The organism is Bacillus sp. CDB3 (assembly GCF_002081505.1).
GTDB lineage: Bacteria > Bacillota > Bacilli > Bacillales > Bacillaceae_G > Bacillus_A > Bacillus_A cereus_AT.
Map to the genome: position 1 here is coordinate 18,508 of NZ_ALBR01000020.1, position 20,732 is coordinate 39,239.

The following is a 20,732-nucleotide window of genomic DNA, read 5'->3' on the forward strand; positions in this document are numbered from 1 at the left end:
TCAAGGGTTGGTAATGTACATATAATTAGGGAGGGTATAAAAATGAAGAGAAAAAAGATGAAAAAGTTAACAGCGGTTGTAGTACCGGTTTTAGCAATGAGTGTTGCATTAACAGCATGCTCTGGGTCAGGTGGGGAAAAGAAAACGACTACTACATCTAATAGTGGGGAAGAAAAAAAATCTGATATTAAATATGCAGCGAAGCAAGTATTAAATCGTACGGAAAACCAAGAAATTCCGACGATGGACACTTCTAAATCTACTGATACTTTAGGGGCACAAATTTTAGGGAACACGATGGAAGGGTTATATCGTCTTGATAAAGATAATAAGCCTATTCCGGCTGCTGCAGAATCTAGTACGAAAAGCGAAGATGGCAAAAAATATACGTTTAAACTGCGTAAAGATGCGAAATGGTCAAATGGAGATCCTGTAACAGCAAAAGATTTCGTGTTCGGATGGCAGCGCTTACTTGATAAAAATACAGCTGCAGAATATGCATTTATTGCTTACTATATAAAAAATGCAGAAGCGATTAATAAAGGAGAAAAACCTACAACAGAATTAGGAGCAAAGGCGGTAGATGATTACACGCTAGAAGTAGAATTAGAAAAACCGGTACCGTACTTCTTAAATTTATTAGCATTCCCGTCATATTATCCTTTAAATGAAAAATTCGTAAAAGAAAAAGGAGAGAAGTTTGGTTTAGAAGCGGATACAACGTTATATAACGGGCCGTTCGTAATGTCTTCATGGAAACATGAACAAGGCTGGCAATTGAAGAAAAATGATAAATATTGGGATAATAAGACTGTGAAATTAGAAGAAATTAATTACAGCGTTGTAAAAGAAGTGGCTACAAAAGTAAATTTATATGATACAGGATCGATTGACTTTACATTACTATCAGGAGAATTTGTAGATAAATATAAATCGAATAAAGATGAGTATGGTGAGTATGCAGAATCAAGTACATTCTTCTTACGTTTAAATCAAAAGCGTAATGGACAAGATACACCGTTAAAGAGCAAAAAGCTTCGTGAAGCAATTGCATTATCAGTTGATAAAAAAGGCTTAGCAAACGTTATTTTAAATAATGGATCAAAAGCAACAGATCAATTGGTTCCAAAAGGGCTTGCGGCAGGACCGGATGGAAAAGATTATCAAGATACATTTAAAAATGGTCTGAAATACGATCTGAAAAAAGGCGCAGCTGCTTGGGAAGAAGCGAAAAAAGAACTTGGAAAAGATCAAGTTACAATCGAATTACTAAGCTATGATGATGGAACTGCGAAAAAGATTGCTGATTATGTAAAAGATCAAATTGAGAAGAATTTAAAAGGTGTAACAATTAACACGAAAATTCAACCATTCAAACAAAAATTAAAATTAGAATCAGCGCAAGACTATGAAATTTCTTATGCAGGTTGGAGTCCAGACTATGCGGATCCAATGACGTTTATTGATATGTTTGAATCGAAGAGCCCATATAACCAAATGAGTTATTCAAACCCAAAATACGATGAAATGGTACAAAAAGCAGGTAATGAATTACTGTCTGATCCGAAGAAACGTTGGGAAGCGTTAGGAAAAGCGGAAAAATTATTCCTTGAAGAAGATGCTGGATTAGTTCCTTTATATCAAACAGGAAGATCATATGTAATGAAACCGAATGTCAAAGGAATTGTGAAACACAACATCAGTCCAGAATATAGCTTTAAGTGGGCGTATGTAACTGAGGATGGCGGAAAGAAATAATAGGAAAGCATTTCAAAAGTGTTTAATATGCTTTTGAAATGCTTTTTTTAGTATAAGGAGAATAAGGCTTACTGAATTTTTGAGAAACGTTGCGGACACATTTGAAAGTTTACTGTAGGATATTAGAATAAAATGCAACGGTTGGAAAGATAAATGATAGTAAAAGATTTCATATGAATAAGGAAAATATAGAAATTAGCAATAGAGAAGAATAAGGATGGGGATGTTTACATATAGTAGATGGGGGATAATTCATATAGTAGTAATAGTAAAATAACAAGTTACTATCACAAAAAAATAAATATTTAGAAAATTTACAAAACTACTTTACAAAACTCGAAAAAACAGTAGAATATTAATTAATAAGAATTTTCTGATAACGAAAGTTAATAGAGAATCTCTAACTGTTAATATCGTACATATAATTGGGGAGGGTACAAAAAAATGAAGAGAAAAAAGATGACAAAATTAACAGCGGTTGTAGCACCAGTTCTAGTAATGAGTATGGCATTAACAGCTTGCTCTGGATCAGGGGATAAAGATAAGGCAAGCACAACGCCGAAAAGTGGCGAAAAAGAAGGCGGGAAATTAGCTGCAAAGCAAGTACTGAATTTAACAGATAGCCAAGAGATTCCATCTATGGATTCTTCTAAAGCGACAGACCAAGTATCGTTTCTTGCTTTAAACAACGTAATGGAAGGTTTATATCGACTTGATAAAGATAATAAAGCAGCACCAGGGGTTGCTGAATCATATAAAAAGAGTGATGATGGTAAAAAATATACATTCACATTAAATAAAAATGCAAAATGGTCAAATGGAGACCCTGTAACAGCGAAGGATTTCGTGTTTGCTTGGAAACGTGCGGTGGATAAAAATACAGCAGCGGAATATGCATACATTATGTTTGATTTAAAGAACGCAAAAGCAATTAATGATGGGAAAGCACCACTTGATACGTTAGGTGTAAAAGCTGTAGATGACTACACATTAGAGGTAGAATTAGAAAATCCAGTTCCTTACTTTGTAGAATTAACTTCATTCGGAACATTCTATCCGTTAAATGAAAAATTCGTAAAAGAAAAAGGAGAAAAATACGGTTTAGAATCAGATACAACGTTATACAACGGACCGTTTACATTAACAGACTGGAAACATGAAGAAGGTTGGAAGTTAAAGAAAAATGCACAATACTGGGATAATAAAACAGTTAAGTTAGAAGAAATCAACTTTAACGTAGTAAAAGATAGTGGTACACGTGTAAACTTATATGAAAGTGGACAAATCGATCGTGCAGCACTTACATCTGAAATGGTTGACAAATATAAATCAAATCCAGACTTCTTTACACAAAAAACACCGTCAACGTTCTTCTTACGATTAAACCAAAAACGTGGTAATCAAGATACAGTGTTAAAGAGTAAAGATTTACGTTTAGCGATTGCAATGGCATATGATAAAAAAGGCTTAACGAATGTAATTTTAAATGACGGATCTACACCTGCAGATTACTTAGTACCAAAAGAATTTGCGAAGAGTCCAGATGGAAAAGACTTCCGTAAAGATAACGGAGATATTTTAAAAACAGATGTGAAAAAAGCAAAAGAGCATTGGGAAAAAGCGAAAAAGAACTTGGAAAAGAGCAAGTAACGATTGAGCTATTAAACTACGATAGCGATAACGCGAAAAAAGTAGGTGAGTTCTTAAAAGGAGAGCTTGAGAAGAACTTACCGGGCTTAACAGTGAATTTGAAAAACCAACCGTTTAAACAAAAATTAAAATTAGAATCAGATCTAGATTATGATTTATCTTACGCTGGTTGGGGACCTGACTACTTAGATCCAATGACATTCATTGATATGTTCGTTACAAATGGACCTCATAACCAAACTGGATATTCAAATCCGAAATATGATGAAATTGTAGAAAAAGGTAAAGGGGAGCTATTAACGAAAACGAAAGAGCGTTGGGATAGCTTACTGAAAGCTGAGAAAATGTTACTTGATGATGCTGTAATTGCACCGTTATATCAACGTGGTGATGCTCTTGTTCAAAGACCGAAAGTAAAAGGTATTATTCACCATCCAGTTGGTGGAGATTACAGCTACAAATGGGCATATATTTCTGAAGATAAGTAAGAGAGAGGGCGCGAGCGATGCGCCCTTTTTTCTATGCACTTTTCTGCCTGCATGGAATATATAAAATAAAAAAGGGAGAATCCCATGAAACGAAACTCGTACATTGATTTTTTAGCTTATTACGGAATAGGGAGTGCTCATCCTGGTGGTTTTACGTTAACGAAGCAATTGCTATCTCAATTGCCACTTAGACATGGAGCGAATGTCCTTGAGATAGGTTGCGGCACAGGGAAAACAGCCGCTTACATGACAAAAGAATTGGGTTATAAAGTGACCGCAGTTGAAAAGAATGAAATTATGATTCAAAAAGCGAAAGATAGATGGTTGTTTGATGGTTTAAATATACAATTGATTCAAGGCGATGTAGAAGGGTTACCGTGTTTAAATGATTCTTTTGAGCTTGTACTTGGAGAATCTATACTCGCTTTTACAAATAAAGAAAAGGTTATTTCGGAATGTTATCGTGTATTACAGAAGGATGGAAAGCTTGTTGTCATTGAAATGATTACCGAAAAACATATTGAGAAGAAAGAGGAAGAAAAGATTGGACAGTTATACGGTATGAAAGAATTATTAACTGAGAATGAGTGGATTCATTTATTTAAAGCAGCAAATTTTAAAAGAATTACAATTGCGGGTGGCGGAACTATTGCAGAAACAGTTGCAGGACATATGGAAGAGCCAGAGTGGAATGTATCACCGTTTATTCCAGAAGAATTGTATGAAGCGTGGGTGCAACACGAACAAGTACTGCTTATGTATCAACATATTTTAGGACATCGCATTTTTATATGTGAAAAATAGAGAAAAAGAGTTGGCTAAAGATAGTCAACTCTTTACTATGTTAGATGAAAAATAATGCAGCCAAAGTAATTCCAAAAATAAAGCCAAATCCGAGTTCAAGGCCCCAGCCGCCACCAAAGCCACAACCGCCGCAACCACGACGGCCACATCCGCAGCCACCGAATCCACCACTGAATCCACCATCGAATCCACCACCACATCCAAATCCACAGTTATCACATCTGCTAATACCGCCGCAAATATCACATCCGCCGTTTGAATATGCGCCATGGTATCCAAATCCTGTATCAAAAGATGAACGCTGCTGTACTGGCTCAATCCAAACAGAATCATTTGTCACGTCTATTATTTTTCCTAAATGGATATGACCATCACGATCTTCAATTCGAACAACTTTACCGAAATAACGTTGGCATGTATCATAACATCTTTTTCTATGCATGTTCTTTCCTCCTTCCGTATTACCGTAATACGATATGTAAGCAGGACAAGTGCGGCTTGTACGAATGACCTATCTATCATAATTGTTATACGAAAGGGGAAATATACGAACAGGATACATAACGAGGAGGAAGAGAAATGAAATCTACAGACCAATTTCAGACATACGAAGTTCCTTGGGAAGAATTTATTGAAGCATTGCGGGGGGAAATAAAGAAACAAGTAGGGGCGGATATTATTGATACGGTCGTATGTAATTTAAAAGATGGTTTTGAAGTGTATACATATGTGCAAGGAGATTTGGATTTCGAGTATACAGAAGCTCTTGAACGAAAATATGGGAGTGATGCGAAAATACCTAATTTGTTAACAGTTATGCTGGTAGCTAGCATTTATAATACGGGTGAAGAGAATATACGTTTACATGCAGATAATAAAGATAATCCAATTGTTGAAGTATATGTGAAGAAGTAAAGAGTGCGCTAATTATAGCGTGCTCTTTATTTTTTGTATTGAAAAGAAAATCAAACTTTAATGGTGGAATTTATAGGGGGAAAAGTATGAAAGGTATGTGTTATTTCGGATATATAATAAGGAAAAGACTCGAAATAAAAAATGGAATAGTTTAATTTTGTTTACATAAGGTTATTGTTGTGAACTGTTGTCCTAAAATACAAGTCATATATCTTGTTTCCTCTCATAAATTTAAACATAGGAATTTGTCTACAAAGGTGGCGAAGCCTCATCATGAAAATTCGAATTTGTGCCACGTTCATGTTGTTTCTATTTATATGTTTACCTTTTTCAGCTTTTGCAAAAGGAGAGGAGGCAAAGGAAAGGGTCGTTTCACTTGTATATGATGATTCGGGCAGCATGAGAAATAACGATCGCTGGAAGTATGCCAATTACGCTTTGCAAAGTTTAGTTGCGCTATTAGATGAGAAAGATAAATTTTCTTACGTTCCAATGAGTAAACCAAATGATCCGTTAAACATTTCGTTAACAAAGGATCGAAGGCAAACAGAAATTGATGGGATCGGCGCGTGGAAAACATATTTAAATACTCCATTTAGCGCAGTAGAAACGGCGATGCAATCTATAAAAAAGGAAGCAGATATAGATGGGAAACGTGAATTTTGGCTTATTGTATTAACTGACGGGGCATTTAATGATTTGGAGAAAGATAAGGTTGGCGGAAAAGAACAAATTACGCAGAAGCTAGCACAGTTTAAGAAAGAAATGGATTCTAAAAAGATTTCTTTACACCCAGTCTTAATCACGATGGAAGAGGATTTAGGGCAGCAAGAAAAAGAGCAGTTAAATACGTTTAAAGAGATTTGGAAAAAAGAAATGAATGGAGTTGTCATGCCGTCTAGCGGTGAGGACGGCATTGTAAAAAGTGTAAATCAAGTGGCAGCATTAGTTGCAAATCGTGATCCATTTTCTTCTGTTGAATCGATTGTCAAAACGAAAATAGTAGGGGAAAAAGTAGAGATTACAACACCGTTTCCATTAAAGCGTATGACGCTTGTACGACAATCACCTTCTTTGTCTAATTATAAAGTTATGCAACTTTCCAAACCGTTACAAATGCAGTCTTCTTTTTCCATACATGCACCAGGAGAAGCTAAATTATTCGGAAATATAGTACATGTAAGTACAGCGAATCAGGAAGTGATTAAGCCAGGGACATATACGATAGAAGTAGATCGAGATATTGAGAAAGAAGGATTACAAGTACTTGTTGAACCAGCGCTCAATTATACTGTTTCTACGTATGACAAAGATGATAAAGATAGAAAAAATGTTGAGAAAATGTACGAAGGAGTAACGGCTGTTATTGAAGCAAAACCTACGGAGCTACCAATTCAAATTTCTTATTTTGAAGCAGAAGTAGAAATAGACGGAAAGCAGTATCCGATGAAGTGGGATGATAAAAGACATGTGTTTTATTATGAGACAAAAGTTGGCAAAGAGTTAGTACGTGGAAAAGTTCATATGAACATAAAGGGATTTTATAGGCAGACGAAAGAATTCAAGATTGAACCAGCTGAAAAACCAAAATTAACACTTCAAGCTGTTACAAAAGGTTATGAAGAAAAGGTAACAAATTTGGAAAATAGTAAACCATTTATTTTACAGCCACAGTTAGATGGTAAACCGATGACAGAAGAGGCTGTAAAGAAACTATTAAAATCTACTGGTGTCACATCCAATCAATCAATCAACTATGAAGTAAAACAACATGATAATCAAATTTACGTTTATCCTCGACCTTATTACTCCGACACATTCAATTTTACAGATACAGGCACCGTAGAAGCTACCATCACGATTAATGATTCAAAATTACAAGAAGTAAAGGAAAAGATTGTACTTCACATAGAAAATGCGCCATTTTTTGAGAAATATGCGCTCATTTTTAAATTTGTAATTCCTATCACTTTATTACTTTTAATAGTGGGAATTATTATTTTAGGATGGATTGTTCGTCCGAGATTTCACCGAAAAGCATTATTATATTATGAATGGGATCAAGAAGTAGCGAAAGATTGGCTGTATCAATCCGAACCAGAATTACTTAAAAATAAATGGTGGAAGCACTATTTTGGCATTCCATTCCGAGCAGAAAGAAAGACGGTGCAATCTGTAACATTAATAGCGAAAAAAGGATCAAAATCTATATTTGTAGCGAAAGAGTCACAAGTAGTTGGGATGATTATTGATGGAATGTTTATCACAGAGGATGAGGTTGGAATGGAACATAAGACACTATATCCAAATGAACTTTTATTAATTGATAGAGGATATGGTAAAGAGATTTATAGGTACGAGTGTGAATAGTAGATAGGGAAAAGGAGGGGTTTTAGTTTTCTTTCCCCTATCTTTTCAAACAAGCAAGAATAGGAAGGTGGTTCACATGACATTACAAGTTCCAACGATATTAATTGGTTTAGGTGGAATCGGTAGTACTGTGACACATCAAATATATGAAAAATTACCAGAAGAGCGCCGAAAAAAGGTAGCAATGCATGTATTTGATACAGATGTGAATACATTGAGTAAATTTGATCATATTCGTAAGTTTAAGACGCAAACGAGCTCGAGTAAAACGCCGCGAGAGTATATTGCGGGAGATCCAACGATTCCGGAGTGGTTTCCGATGGACCCGACTATACTTGATAAACCATTAACAGAAGGGGCCGGACAGTTGCGCGTCATTTCGCGTTTAGCGTTACGTGCAGCGATGAAAGAAGATAAGCTGACATCGTTTTGGCAAGAAATCGAGAAGATTTTTCCGGTTACAAGTGATCAGACAGAATATGGTGTACGTGTCATTATTGTAACGTCACTAGCTGGCGGAACAGGTTCAGGGATGTTTTTACAAATCGCATTATATTTGCGTGAAATGCTCCGGAAAAAATTGCAGCATCACAACATTTTAATTCGCGGTGCGTTTTTAATGCCAGACGTTTTAGTGAAGACGAGAACGGTTAGTGCGAAAGAGTTTGAAACGGTGCAAGCGAATGGTTATGCATCGTTAAAAGAGTTGCACGCTATTACGCTCGGCTCTACCGGTGAATTATCAAAACGAGGCGGCGTCACGATTGAATTAGAATATCGTCCTGATCAAGTGGATGAAGATGGAAGAACGAATCATACGATAAAGCAGCATCATTTACCGTACAATTATTGTTTCTTATATGATTATGAAAATTTACATGGGCACCATTTGCACAATTTATCAGATTATATGGAGCAAATGGCAAATACAATTCATTTACAGTTATTTAGTCCGATGTCTGCAAATCATTTTGCACAAGAAGATAATCAAATTCAGCAATTGGCAGAATCGAGCGGGAAAGGTAGATATTGCGGAGCAGGAACGGCAAAACTTATTTATCCGTATGAGCACGTTTTGAAATATTGTGCTTTAAAATGGGCGGTTCAAGGTTTAGATGAATCTTGGCTGCATTTAGATCAACTGTTTCAAGAAAAGAAGCAAAGATACGACCAAGATGTCAAACGTGGTATGCAGCGTGAAAAGCCAGAGCGCGGGAAAAGTTATTTAGAAGATTTAGAGCATCTTGCTACTCGTCCAGAGCAGGCCCATATTTTTTATAGACAAATGTTTAATGAAACGCGTGAAGGAGCAGAGGGCGGTAAGGTCGGTGTCGCAAAGTCTAAGTTGTTTTTAGAGGCTGTTGAAAGCTATGTACACCGTACAGTGCAAAAAGATGAGGAATTAAACCGCCTGCAGCATGAGTGCAAAATATCGGCTGCGAAACTTAAAATAATGGAACAAATGAAAGGTGAAGTAGCCAGAGTTGATCATGCGGTGCGTTTATATGCGTATGCGATTCCGAGCCGTGTACATGAACATGTAACTACCCTTTTATATGACATGATCGAATCAGATCGCTTTACACCGAGTGGTTCAGAAGGACAGTCTTATCAATTAAATACATGGTTTTTAAAGAAAACAGATCCTGTCCATCCAGTCGCATCACGTTTTATGTTGTATGAAATTCGAAAGCAGTTAGTAGAGAAGATGAATCGACTACATGAAAATAATGAACAAAAGCGTAATTTAATTCAAAACTACGATAAGAAATTTAATGTGAGTAATATTGATGGAACGGTAACGGCTGTTCGCCGTGTTGAAATTGCGCAGCAACAAGGTTGGTTCGGAAAAATGCTTTATAATCAGCAACGTTTGTTCAAAAAAGAATTTGAAGATATCGTAACGCAATATGTGCACAAATTAAGTGAGTATCGTAAAGAGATGTTGTTAGAACTCGTGTATCAATCGCTATACCAAGCAGTTGATAAAATGATTCAATATTGGGAGAGGTTTTTTGATAACTTACACGAAACACGTGAAAATTTATTGTTTGAAATTCAAAAGCGAAGCAAAGAATTTGAGGGGAAAACGAACCCGACGAATGTATATGTATTAGCTGAAGAGAAATTGCAAGAAAAGATTTGGCAAGATATGCAGCAACATTTAAATTTAGGTGTATTACCGAAAGATATATCAGCAGAAATTTATATGAGCTTGTACGGGGAATATTGTCGTGATGCGAAAGCCGAAGAAATTCAGTCGAAAAAGGTTGAAGACTTCTATCGTGAACATATATTGAGTTATTGTTATGACGAACTTCAAGTGCGCTATCGTGACAAATTAGAGCTTAATATCGTTGAAGCATTGCGAAAAGAAGCAGATTTCAAGAAGCGTGACCGTGATGAATACGTTCGTGAAAAAATTGAAGATCTCTTCCATTTAGCAAGTCCGTTCGTTCCGAAAGTTTCTCATCATAGAGAATTACAATATTGGGGCGTACATCCATCTTTAAAACAAGAATTGCAAGAAGAGTTATTGCAAGAAATGTTTAAAGAAAAAGATACGGTAAACGAGGCGTTTTCACCATTTGAAGTGATTTGTTATCGTGCTCATTATGGATTATCGCTACAAGATTTTCCTAAGCTTTCATCTGGGCATATTGCAAATGGCTTTATGAATGATAAAGGTGATTACTTCCAATCGTATTATCGCCGCGTGAACAAATTAAATAGTAAAAAATCCAGTTTGACGCCGCATTTAGATAAATATTGGCACTTGCCAGCCTTTATGCCAGACTTGAATGCAACGCAAACAAAGTTAGATTACGATAAATGCAATCGTGCTCTTCTATACGCCTATATGTACCGCTGGATTAGTTTAGTTGCTGTTGATGGACAATTCGTGTATCAATATAATGGTGTCGGCCGTAGCTTTTTAATCCAGTCGATGGGGAAAAATATTTCAAGCGAAAGTTATAAGTTGCACAGAGCATTGCTTCATAATCCGTTCATTTATGAAAACATCTTGTCCCGGTTTGAAGAAGAACAAGAAAAGGCAATGATACAAGGTGGGCATTTATATACACATCCATTTGTATTAGGTGCTCAAGATATTAGATGGCTTCGTAAAGAGCATGTCCATAATATTTTAGATATGATTTTAATGTATGACCGTGAGGCGAAATATGACCCGACGTTAGAAGAAACATCTGACGATTTGTTAAGGCTATTCCTTGATGAAATTGAGCTGTATTTCCAAAACTATTACGGAACAGGTGCAGATATGGTTGCAAAGAAAGAGAAAGAGATGTTTATGAAACAATTGTGGGATCGTTCGTATGCGAAAGGGTATGTAGATCCAAATAGCGCTCCTTATAAAAAATGGCAAAATATATTACACGTTCACGATGAAGAAGAAACGCCAAAAACGAATGTATAATGAATGAAAAGGGAATCCTTAAGAATGGCAATACAACTTTAGAAAAGAGGGATTCCGATGCCGTTTTTAGGAAGTGTATATCAAATATTTGGATTGTATCCAGAAATTTATTATGGAATGATTTCAGCAGAGCTGCAAGAAGAAGCTCGAAAGGAACATATCGATAATAGTAGTACAGAAATTGAAGCGGAAGAATAAAGCGCAGATGAACATCTGCGCTTTTTTTATTGTCCTAAGTGAAAATACTGTTTGCAATTTGTAGGGAAGTTAATCGGTCTAACAAGATGAATAGTTATTTTTATATAACGAATCGACTGGTTTTATTGTGTTTACATACGGGGATTACATTGAATTCAATGTATAAAAATGAATTTTGAAATAATGAAAAGTGTATTAAAATGGGAATTGGCAGTGTTTGTTAGTGGTATCGTATATTTTGTAATGCTATTTTTTTTATAATTATTCAATGTTGGTGAATTAATTATATTGTTGACAATATAATTAATCGTGTGATAAATTCAATCAATCTTCTAAAAATATGACTGTTAACAAGCGTGTTTTTAGAAGATTGATTTTTCAGATTTTAAACCGTTTAATGTGTGGAGTTTATATAGGGAGTGACAGTAAAACATGAATATTATTAATGTGTAATAGCAACAGTAATAAAGATTGTAATGAGTAAGGGATAATTTTGAAAAAAGAGGTTTCTACGAATGAGTTTATTTATAAAGAAAGCAATGAATGAAGAAAAGAAAAAAGTGTTAAAACAAACTTTAGGAGCAATTGATTTAACGCTTCTAGGAATTGGAGCAATTATTGGTACAGGCATTTTTGTATTAACAGGTATTGTAGCAGCGAAACATGCTGGTCCAGCAATTGTATTATCTTTTATGTTAGCTGCAATTGTATGTGCTTGTGTAGCCTTTTGTTATGCTGAATTTGCATCTACAGTCCCGGTCTCAGGAAGTGTGTATTCGTATACATATATGACATTAGGTGAGATTTTTGCTTTTATAGTTGGCTGGTGTGTCATGTTAGAGTACTTATTAGCTACTTCTGCGGTGGCGGCAGGATGGTCAGCCTATTTTCAGTCATTGCTACTAGGGTTTAATATTCATATTCCGGCAATCATTGCTTCTGCACCAGGGATGGGGAATGGCGGAATTATTGACTTGCCAGCGGTTATTATTATTTTAGTTGTTACATTTTTACTAAGTCGTGGTGTGAAAGAAAGCGCACGTATAAATAATATAATGGTTATTATTAAACTGGCTGTTATTTTAGTATTTATTATTGTAGGAGCAAAATATGTAAAGCCAGAGAATTGGCAGCCTTTTCTTCCTTTTGGATACCATGGTGTTATTGGAGGAGCTGCTACTGTATTTTTTGCCTTTTTAGGTTTCGATGCAGTTGCAACAGCAGCAGAGGAAGTGAAACGCCCACAACGTAACGTTCCAATCGGATTACTGGTCTCTTTATGCATTTGTACAATTCTTTATGTTGGTGTTTCATTTGTGTTAACTGGAATGGTTCCATTTACGGATCTGAATGTAGCTGATCCAGTTGCGTATGCACTGCGTATTGTAGGAGAGGATAGAATTGCTGGTCTATTATCAGTTGGAGCGATAGCTGGTTTAACAACAGTTCTGTTAGTTGCTATGTTCGCATTTGTTCGAGTATCATACTCGATGAGCCGAGATGGCTTGTTACCAAAAAGATTTTCGAGTGTTCATAAACGTTATCAAACACCATTTTTTAATACATGGATTACGGGTATTCTTGCGGCTGTATTAGCAGGTTTATTGGACTTGAATTTGTTGGCGAATTTAGTGAATGTGGGAACGATAACAGCGTTTATATTTGTGTCTATTGCTGTAATTGTATTAAGGAAGACGCATCCTAATTTGGAAAGACCGTTCCGAGCTCCGTTAGTTCCATTCTTACCTATACTTGCGATAGTAAGTTGTTTATATTTAGCATTAAATCTTTCTAAAACTACTTTAATCAGTTTTGTAATTTGGGTTATTGTAGGTATTTTTATCTATTTTATATACGCGAAAAAGCATAGTAAGATTAGAAATAGAGTATAAGGTATTACAATGATGGTTGTAGGCTAAAAAGATTTATTTTTTACCTATAGCCATTTTTATTTGTACGCACCTTATTTTCGTGTTAACATAAAGCGAATTTTTTAAGGGAGAGAAAGAGATGAAATGGATTTATTTTATTATTATCAACGCTATAGCATTTAGTATGATGGGGCTTGATAAGCGAAAAGCAAAGAAAAAGCAGTGGAGAACGCCAGAAAGTACGTTATTATTATCAGCTGCAGCTGGAGGGGCGGTTGGAGCTTGGATTGGTATGTATATGTTTCATCATAAGACACATAAAAGTAAATTTGTCTTCGGTATTCCAGTGCTCGTTATTATAACAGTAGGAGTGTTTTTATACATATAAGGGATTTGTAAGAGGAATGTCGAAAGAAATGCAGATTGAATATTGGTAAAGTAAGTATGTGAGACCTTATAATGAAGAAAAAAAGAGAAGAGGAGAACAGGGAAGATGGGGAGTCAAGCAGCACAACAAAAGCAGGGGATTATATATGCAGCGGGTGCGTATACGATGTGGGGAGTCCTTCCGATTTATTGGAAATGGGTGGAGGAAGTACCGGCAGATGAAATATTAGCGCATCGCATCGTTTGGGCATTTGTTTTTATGTTGTTAGTTTTAGGAGTAACAAAGAGATTTCGTCAGTTTGGTGGGGAGTTAGTGGCCCTTTTTAAACGACCTAAATTATTAATGTCATTAACAATTGCTTCGGTACTTATTAGTGGAAACTGGTTTGTATACATATGGGCCGTAAATCATAACCATGTAATCGAAGCGAGTCTTGGGTATTATATTAATCCACTTATAAGTATTTTACTTGGTACGGTTGTTTTAAAAGAGAAGCTTAATTTTTGGCAATATGTTGCGGTTGGTTTAGCTGGATTAGGTGTTGTTATTTTAACAGTACGTTTCGGATCAATTCCATGGGTTTCTCTTTCACTTGCTTTTTCATTTGGATTATATGGATTAACGAAAAAATTATTAAATTACGACGCAACAATCGGGCTTACGATGGAAACGATGTTAGTGACGCCATTTGCACTTATATATTTGTTTATGACAGGAGTGCATGGTTTCGGTTCGTTCGGTTCTATTTCGGCAATATCAACGTTTCTTTTAATAGGTGCGGGTATTGTTACAGCATTACCACTCTTTTATTTTGCTAAAGGAGCACAACTTATTCCGCTCTATATGATAGGATTTTTACAATACATCGCGCCGACTATTAGTTTAATTTTAGGAGTGTTCGTTTTTGGTGAACATTTCACATCTACTCATATGATTGCGTTTTTTCTGTATATGGGTTGCTTTATTTGTCTTTTCAATGGCAAAAACAAAGTTTCTATTACAGAAACAACCGAAATTTATTAAAAATAAATCAGCAAAAGTATCATAATGCGTAGTATTTTCTACGCATTTTTCTTTATACTTATATTATATAGAAATTCCATTATAGTCAGTGAGGAGCTGAAAAACATGGAAACAATTTTACATAATGACCCGCTTATGGCCGCTGTAATTTCTTGGTTTTTAGCACAGTTAACGAAAGTTGTTTTTAAATTAATAAAAACAGGCGAGTTTGATTTTGCTAAGTTTTTCGCTTCAGGTGGAATGCCAAGTTCGCATGCTTCGACTGTTACTGCACTTGCTACAGGTGTCGGAGTGGTGGAAGGAGTGGAGAGTCCAATATTTGCGGTTGCCGCTATTTTTGCCATTATTGTTATGTACGATGCTTCAGGAGTAAGGCTTGCGGTAAGTAAGCAAGCGAAAATATTGAACGATTTCTTCCATGGTAGACAAACAGAATATAAAAAGTTAAATGAGCTCGTTGGACATACACCGTATCAAGTTGTTGTTGGTGCACTATTAGGAATTGTTGTCGGGGTTGGGTATTGTTTGTAAGCAGAATGTGTGTAATACACGTTCTGCTTTTCTTTGTTTTCATACATATTTAGCTAAGTTTTCGAATATCGTATACGGACTTAGAAAGGGTGGGTGAGCAGTGTGCTACTATACGACAAAGTGCGTGAGGAGATAGAGCGGAGAACGACTGCACTTCAAACGATGCAAAGGCGAGACGGAACGTGGCAATTTTGTTTTGAAGGAGCTCTGCTAACGGATTGTCACATGATTTTTTTACTCAAATTATTAGGGCGAAATGAAGAAATAGAACCGTTCGTGAAAAGGTTAGCATCTCTTCAAACAAATGAAGGGACTTGGAAATTATACGAAGATGAAAATGGAGGGAATTTATCCGCGACGATTCAAGCGTATGCTGCTTTACTTGCTTCGAAAAAATATTCGAAAGAAGATATGAATATGAGGCGAGCTGAAATGTTTATTAAGGAACACGGGGGAGTTTCTCGTGCACATTTTATGACGAAATTTTTATTAGCGATTCATGGAGAATATGAATTTCCTGCGCTTTTTCACTTTCCAACGCCAATCTTATTTTTACAAGATGACTCCCCTCTCAGTATATTTGGGCTAAGCAGCTCAGCGCGTATACATTTAATTCCGATGATGATTTGTATGAATAAGAGATTCCGTGTAGCGAAAAAGTTATTGCCAAATTTAAATCATATTGCAGGCGAGGGTGGACAATGGTTTCGAGAGGAGCGATCTCCGTTGTTTCAATCGTTTTTAGGTGATGTGAAAAAGGTAATATCTTATCCGCTTTCTTTACATCATAAAGGATACGAAGAAGTAGAGCGCTTTATGGAAGAACGTATAGATGAAAATGGAACATTATATAGTTACGCGAGTGCTACGTTTTATATGATTTATGCTTTGCTTGCATTAGGGCACTCTATTCAGTCTCCAATTATTGAGAAAGCTGTGGCGGGATTAAAATCTTATATATGGAAGATGGACAGAGGAAGTCATTTGCAAAATTCTCCTTCTACCGTATGGGATACCGCTTTACTTAGCTATTCATTGCAAGAAGCTAATGTAATAAAAGAAAATAAGATGATTCAAAAGGCGACGGAATATTTACTACAAAGACAACAAACTAAGAAAATGGATTGGAGTGTCCACGCACCGTCCATTATAGCTGGCGGCTGGGGATTTTCAGATGTGAATACAACGATTCCTGATATAGACGATACAACGGCTGCTCTTAGAGCGTTAGCACGAAGTAGAGGGAATAGTAAAGTAGATGGTGCATGGGATAGAGGCGTCGGATGGATAAAAGGATTGCAAAACAATGATGGAGGCTGGGGAGCTTTTGAACGAGGTGTAACGAGCCAGTTACTAGCGAATTTACCGATTGAAAATGCGAGTGATATGCTAACTGATCCGTCTACACCAGATATTACAGGTAGGGTGTTAGAGTTTTTCGGAACGTATGCGCCGAATGAATTATCTGAAGAGAAAAAAAGGAAAGCAGTCAAATGGTTAATGGATGTACAAGAGTCGAATGGATCATGGTATGGGAAATGGGGGGATATGCTATATATACGGTACATGGGCAGCGATGACAGGTCTACTTGCATTAGGAGTGCCCTCTACTCATCCATCGTTGAAAAAAGCAGCTTTATGGCTTGAACATATACAGCATACAGATGGAGGCTGGGGAGAATCATGTCAAAGTAGTGAGGAGAAAAAGTTTGTTTCTTTACCCTTTAGTACGCCATCACAAACAGCGTGGGCGCTTGATGCACTTATTTCTTACTATGATCAAGAAACACCAATTATTCGAAAAGGAATTTCATATTTGCTCGCGCAGTCTACTATGAATGAAGAATATCCTACTGGCACAGGGTTACCGGGTGGTTTTTATATTCGGTATCATAGTTACGGACATATATATCCGTTGCTTGCTTTGGCACATTATATAAAAAAAAATAAAAAATAAACCGAGAGTAGCTCTCGGTTTATTTTTCGGGTAGTAGGTCCCTGTTGAAAAGAATAAGGAACGTTGTAGTACCTTATTTTTCTGATGACTGGCGTTTTTGACGTGCATCAGCGGCATTGGCACGTGCGTTTGCTTCTAAGTCATTGTGGTCAGCGAGTTCGCGAGAGAACTCAACATCAATGCCATCAGCAGCTTTGTTTCGGTTTACATTTTTGTTTTTCATTCGACACAATCTCCTTGTGTTTTATCCCGCATAAACGGTTAGTAAAACTCCCACCTCAAAATTCAGATGGAATAAAGAAGCTAGGTGGGAGATTAACTGCCCGTAAATGCCCGATTGGTGAAGGCTAATAATCAGTGGGGGATGAACAAAAGCCCCACTGATTAAAGTTTCACTTTATGCGGCGTTGCAAAGTTAGTTTGACACAAATAGACTTTTTTATACAAAGAGGATTTGGAAAGCATAGAGCCGAAATATACAGTATAGCTAATAGAAATGGGGGATAGGGATGGACTTGTTAAATGGAAAAACAGCTGTTGTAACAGGTGCTGCGCAGGGAATTGGAAAAGAAATCGCACGAGTTTTTGCAAAACTAGGGGCTAAAGTATTAATTAGTGATGTAAATGAAGAGAAGCTACAAAAAACGACACGTGAGTTATCGGATGAAGGATATGAAGTGAGCTTATATCGATGTGATGTGAGCAATCAAAATGAAGCGAAGTCGTTAATTGAATATGCGGTTCAAAAATTTGGTACACTACATATTTTAGTGAATAACGCTGGGGTTACAAGAGATGCAATGTTACATAAGATGGAGAAGTCTGCTTGGGAGCAAGTATTACAAGTTAATTTAACAGGCGTTTTTTATTGTATGCAGCCAGCACTTCTTTATATGAGGCAACAAGGATATGGGCGTATTATTAATATATCTTCAATTAGTAGAGAAGGAAACATAGGGCAAGCAAATTATGCAGCTACAAAAGCGGGGGTTGTAGGTTTAACAAAAACAGCAGCGAAAGAGGTTGGGAGTTTTGGTATTACGTGTAATGCGATTTGTCCAGGATTTATGGATACTGATATGACAAAAACAATACCAGAAAAAGTAAAAGAGAAAATGGTTGGAGCGATTCCAGTTGGAAGAATTGGAACACCGGAAGACATTGCAAACGCAGCTGCCTTTTTAGCGTCAGATTATGCGTCTTATATTACAGGAGAGGTTCTAAATGTTAGCGGAGGGTTGCAGGTGTAAATGGATACATAACAAGAAAGAACCTGACCGAGTAGGTCAGGTTCTTTCTTGTTAATTTAAGTTAATCCACACGCTCTTCACTTCTGTATAGTTGTTCAGCGCATAAGATCCCATTTCGCGGCCAAGGCCAGATTGTTTAAATCCTCCAAATGGAGATGCTGCATCAAAGACGTTATAACAGTTCACCCATACTGTACCCGCACGTACTTTGCTTGCAATATAATGTGCAGTTTTTACGTTCTCTGTCCACACACCAGCCGCTAAGCCGAATTGTGATTTATTCGCACGATCAATTACTTCATCAATATCGTTAAACGGTAATGCAGAAATAACTGGACCGAAAATTTCTTCTTTAGCGATTGTCATCTCATCATTTACGTCAGCAAATATTGTTGGAGAAACGAAGTAACCTTGATCGAATGGTTTGTTTCCTCCGCAAAGTACTTCAGCACCTTCTGCAATGCCTTTTTCAATATAGCCCATTACACGTTTTTGCTGTTCTTCAGAAACGAGAGGTCCGATTGTAGTTTCTGGATTTAGACCAGCGCCTTGATTTAATTTTTTTGAATATAGAACAAGATCAGCCATGACATTATCGTACATTTTCTTTGGAATAAATAAGCGTGACCCAGCAGTGCATACTTGCCCTTGGTTAAACATAACGCCAGAAAGCGCACCTGGAATCGCTCGAGATAAGTCAGCGTCAGGTAAAATAATGTTTGGTGATTTACCACCAAGTTCTAATGTAACGCGTTTTAATGATTCAGATGCTTGTCTCATAATTTGTTTACCGACTGGAGTAGAACCTGTAAATGCAATTTTATCAACGAGTGGATGATTAACGAGAGCTTGTCCAGCTGATTCACCGAATCCAGGAACGATATTAATAACGCCTTTCGGGAATCCAGCTTCTTCAATTAATTCAGCTAAGTATAGGGCGGATAGTGGAGTTTGTTCTGCAGGTTTTAAAACGATTGTACATCCTGTTGCAAGGGCTGCACCCATTTTCCACATTGCCATAAGAAGTGGGAAGTTCCAAGGGATAATTTGACCGACAACACCAACAGCTTCATGGCGTGTATAGTTAAAATATTCACCAGAAACAGGGATTGTTTGACCAACGATTTTTGTAGCCCAGCCAGCGTAATAGCGCATATGCTCAATTGCAAGTGGTACGTCTGCTGCCATTGTTTCACGGATTGGCTTTCCGTTATCTAACGTTTCGAGCTGTGCAAGCTCTTCTTTATGCTCTTCCATTAAATCAGCAAGCTTGTACATAAGGCGGCTTCGTTCAGCGGTGCTCATGCGTGACCAAGGACCTTCATCGAAAGCCATTCGAGCAGCTACAACAGCTTTATGAATGTCTTCGCGACCAGCTTCAGCAACGATAGCGAGAGTTTCGCCAGTTGCTGGGTTAGGAGTTTTGAATGTTTTTCCGGAAGCGCTTTCGATAAATGCTCCGTTCACATATAGTTTCTTTGTGCCTTGAAGAAATTTCTCTACCTTTTCATGAAGATTTACAGCTAGTTGACTCATTGTATAACCCCCTTGAAAATATAATTTAAACGCAGTACGAGACGGCGTTTATTCCGAAATCAAGGATGTGGGAACTAGATGAAAAGCCTCTACTTTAAAATCATAAATAATAAATGCTGAAAATTCAAATTTCATTTATGTTACAACTGTAAAAAATATGTAACGATACATTGTATTCTATACAATTACAAAAAATCCTGCGCGTTTTTGTTTTCTAGTAGGAAAAACTAGAAGAACAGTGGTACAATTATACATCGTGAGAGGGGGGAGAAAATGAAGAATTATCATGATGATCCGCGCTTTCGAGTTGCCCATAGAGAAGCGTTAATTGGTCTTGGATTAGCTATTATTAATTTTATAATATGGTATGGATTTGCTTATGGGCTTGGAAGTAAGGATCCGAGTGAATATACATATGTATTAGGTTTTCCAGCATGGTTTTTTTATAGCTGTATCGTTGGATTTATCGTAATGGTTATTTTGCTTAGTTTAGTTGTTCGTTTTGTATTTAAAGATATTTCACTCGATGAGGAAGAAAAAAGTGAGGAATGATA

At 36.7% G+C, this 20,732-nt stretch carries 14 protein-coding genes and 3 pseudogenes; 14 read left to right on the forward strand and 3 right to left on the reverse strand.

All coding sequences use genetic code 11. The features are described 5' to 3' along the window. The first annotated feature begins 42 nt into the window (after nt 1-42). From CDB3_RS06540 to CDB3_RS06550, 3 genes and pseudogenes are all read left to right on the forward strand, one after another. A complete protein-coding gene (locus CDB3_RS06540; RefSeq protein WP_128853826.1) occupies nt 43-1,758 on the forward strand; it encodes a peptide ABC transporter substrate-binding protein in 1,716 nt (571 codons plus the stop codon). A 693-nt stretch (nt 1,759-2,451) separates the two neighbouring features. After that, a pseudogene (locus CDB3_RS06545) lies at nt 2,452-3,896 on the forward strand (peptide ABC transporter substrate-binding protein). Between the two features lie 84 nt (nt 3,897-3,980). After that, nucleotides 3,981-4,700: a class I SAM-dependent methyltransferase gene (locus CDB3_RS06550; protein ID WP_000828217.1), complete on the forward strand. Its 720-nt coding sequence runs from the start codon at nt 3,981-3,983 to the stop codon at nt 4,698-4,700. 40 nt (nt 4,701-4,740) lie between these two features. Here CDB3_RS06550 and CDB3_RS06555 read toward each other — a convergent pair whose 3' ends face one another. Beyond that, nucleotides 4,741-5,142, reverse strand: a complete 402-nt coding sequence (locus tag CDB3_RS06555; RefSeq protein ID WP_128853827.1) for a hypothetical protein — start codon at nt 5,140-5,142, stop codon at nt 4,741-4,743. Nucleotides 5,143-5,279: 137 nt separating this feature from the next. Here CDB3_RS06555 and CDB3_RS06560 point away from each other — a divergent pair, with 137 nt between their 5' ends. From CDB3_RS06560 to CDB3_RS06600, 9 genes and pseudogenes are all read left to right on the forward strand, one after another. Further along, on the forward strand, nt 5,280-5,615 hold the full coding sequence (locus tag CDB3_RS06560) for a hypothetical protein (RefSeq protein WP_078181161.1): 336 nt from the start codon (nt 5,280-5,282) through the stop codon (nt 5,613-5,615). Between the two features lie 273 nt (nt 5,616-5,888). Then, nucleotides 5,889-7,985, forward strand: coding sequence for a vWA domain-containing protein (locus tag CDB3_RS06565; protein WP_128853828.1), 2,097 nt, complete (start codon nt 5,889-5,891; stop codon nt 7,983-7,985). A gap of 76 nt (nt 7,986-8,061) precedes the next feature. Then, the gene (locus tag CDB3_RS06570; protein ID WP_128853829.1) at nt 8,062-11,424 is read left to right on the forward strand and encodes a tubulin-like doman-containing protein; all 3,363 of its coding nucleotides are present in this window, start codon (nt 8,062-8,064) and stop codon (nt 11,422-11,424) included. Between the two features lie 57 nt (nt 11,425-11,481). Then, nucleotides 11,482-11,622, forward strand: coding sequence for a hypothetical protein (locus CDB3_RS06575; RefSeq protein WP_002066460.1), 141 nt, complete (start codon nt 11,482-11,484; stop codon nt 11,620-11,622). Nucleotides 11,623-12,137: 515 nt separating this feature from the next. After that, the gene (gene bcaP, locus CDB3_RS06580; protein ID WP_128853830.1) at nt 12,138-13,514 is read left to right on the forward strand and encodes a branched-chain amino acid transporter BcaP; all 1,377 of its coding nucleotides are present in this window, start codon (nt 12,138-12,140) and stop codon (nt 13,512-13,514) included. Between the two features lie 118 nt (nt 13,515-13,632). After that, entirely contained in the window at nt 13,633-13,881 is a 249-nt protein-coding gene (locus CDB3_RS06585; protein ID WP_128853831.1) for a DUF1294 domain-containing protein, read from the forward strand. Between the two features lie 105 nt (nt 13,882-13,986). Continuing rightward, nucleotides 13,987-14,929, forward strand: a pseudogene (gene rarD, locus CDB3_RS06590) (EamA family transporter RarD). Nucleotides 14,930-15,009: 80 nt separating this feature from the next. Next, on the forward strand, nt 15,010-15,435 hold the full coding sequence (locus tag CDB3_RS06595) for a divergent PAP2 family protein (RefSeq protein ID WP_070144340.1): 426 nt from the start codon (nt 15,010-15,012) through the stop codon (nt 15,433-15,435). Between the two features lie 102 nt (nt 15,436-15,537). After that, nucleotides 15,538-17,392, forward strand: a pseudogene (locus tag CDB3_RS06600) (terpene cyclase/mutase family protein). Between the two features lie 73 nt (nt 17,393-17,465). On the opposite strand, the gene CDB3_RS06605 reads toward CDB3_RS06600, so the two are convergent. Then, entirely contained in the window at nt 17,466-17,615 is a 150-nt protein-coding gene (locus CDB3_RS06605; RefSeq protein ID WP_002121294.1) for a YfhD family protein, read from the reverse strand. A gap of 286 nt (nt 17,616-17,901) precedes the next feature. On the opposite strand from CDB3_RS06605, the gene fabG reads away from it, so the two are divergent. Beyond that, entirely contained in the window at nt 17,902-18,642 is a 741-nt protein-coding gene (gene fabG, locus CDB3_RS06610) for a 3-oxoacyl-ACP reductase FabG (protein ID WP_097832758.1), read from the forward strand. A gap of 51 nt (nt 18,643-18,693) precedes the next feature. Here fabG and dhaS read toward each other — a convergent pair whose 3' ends face one another. Next, complete coding sequence (dhaS, locus tag CDB3_RS06615; RefSeq protein ID WP_128853832.1) at nt 18,694-20,178, reverse strand: aldehyde dehydrogenase DhaS; 1,485 nt, start codon at nt 20,176-20,178, stop codon at nt 18,694-18,696. Nucleotides 20,179-20,451: 273 nt separating this feature from the next. On the opposite strand from dhaS, the gene CDB3_RS06620 reads away from it, so the two are divergent. After that, nucleotides 20,452-20,730, forward strand: coding sequence for a YhdT family protein (locus CDB3_RS06620; RefSeq protein WP_128853833.1), 279 nt, complete (start codon nt 20,452-20,454; stop codon nt 20,728-20,730). Nucleotides 20,731-20,732 lie beyond the last annotated feature (2 nt).

Bases quoted from the DNA above. Each gene is read 5' to 3' on its own strand.
- CDB3_RS06540 (WP_128853826.1), top strand. From the start codon at position 43: ATGAAGAGAAAAAAGATGAAAAAGTTAACAGCGGTTGTAGTACCGGTT.
- CDB3_RS06550 (WP_000828217.1), top strand. From the start codon at position 3,981: ATGAAACGAAACTCGTACATTGATTTTTTAGCTTATTACGGAATAGGG.
- CDB3_RS06555 (WP_128853827.1), bottom strand. From the start codon at position 5,142: ATGCATAGAAAAAGATGTTATGATACATGCCAACGTTATTTCGGTAAA.
- CDB3_RS06560 (WP_078181161.1), top strand. From the start codon at position 5,280: ATGAAATCTACAGACCAATTTCAGACATACGAAGTTCCTTGGGAAGAA.
- CDB3_RS06565 (WP_128853828.1), top strand. From the start codon at position 5,889: ATGAAAATTCGAATTTGTGCCACGTTCATGTTGTTTCTATTTATATGT.
- CDB3_RS06570 (WP_128853829.1), top strand. From the start codon at position 8,062: ATGACATTACAAGTTCCAACGATATTAATTGGTTTAGGTGGAATCGGT.
- CDB3_RS06575 (WP_002066460.1), top strand. From the start codon at position 11,482: ATGCCGTTTTTAGGAAGTGTATATCAAATATTTGGATTGTATCCAGAA.
- bcaP (WP_128853830.1), top strand. From the start codon at position 12,138: ATGAGTTTATTTATAAAGAAAGCAATGAATGAAGAAAAGAAAAAAGTG.
- CDB3_RS06585 (WP_128853831.1), top strand. From the start codon at position 13,633: ATGAAATGGATTTATTTTATTATTATCAACGCTATAGCATTTAGTATG.
- CDB3_RS06595 (WP_070144340.1), top strand. From the start codon at position 15,010: ATGGAAACAATTTTACATAATGACCCGCTTATGGCCGCTGTAATTTCT.
- CDB3_RS06605 (WP_002121294.1), bottom strand. From the start codon at position 17,615: ATGAAAAACAAAAATGTAAACCGAAACAAAGCTGCTGATGGCATTGAT.
- fabG (WP_097832758.1), top strand. From the start codon at position 17,902: ATGGACTTGTTAAATGGAAAAACAGCTGTTGTAACAGGTGCTGCGCAG.
- dhaS (WP_128853832.1), bottom strand. From the start codon at position 20,178: ATGAGTCAACTAGCTGTAAATCTTCATGAAAAGGTAGAGAAATTTCTT.
- CDB3_RS06620 (WP_128853833.1), top strand. From the start codon at position 20,452: ATGAAGAATTATCATGATGATCCGCGCTTTCGAGTTGCCCATAGAGAA.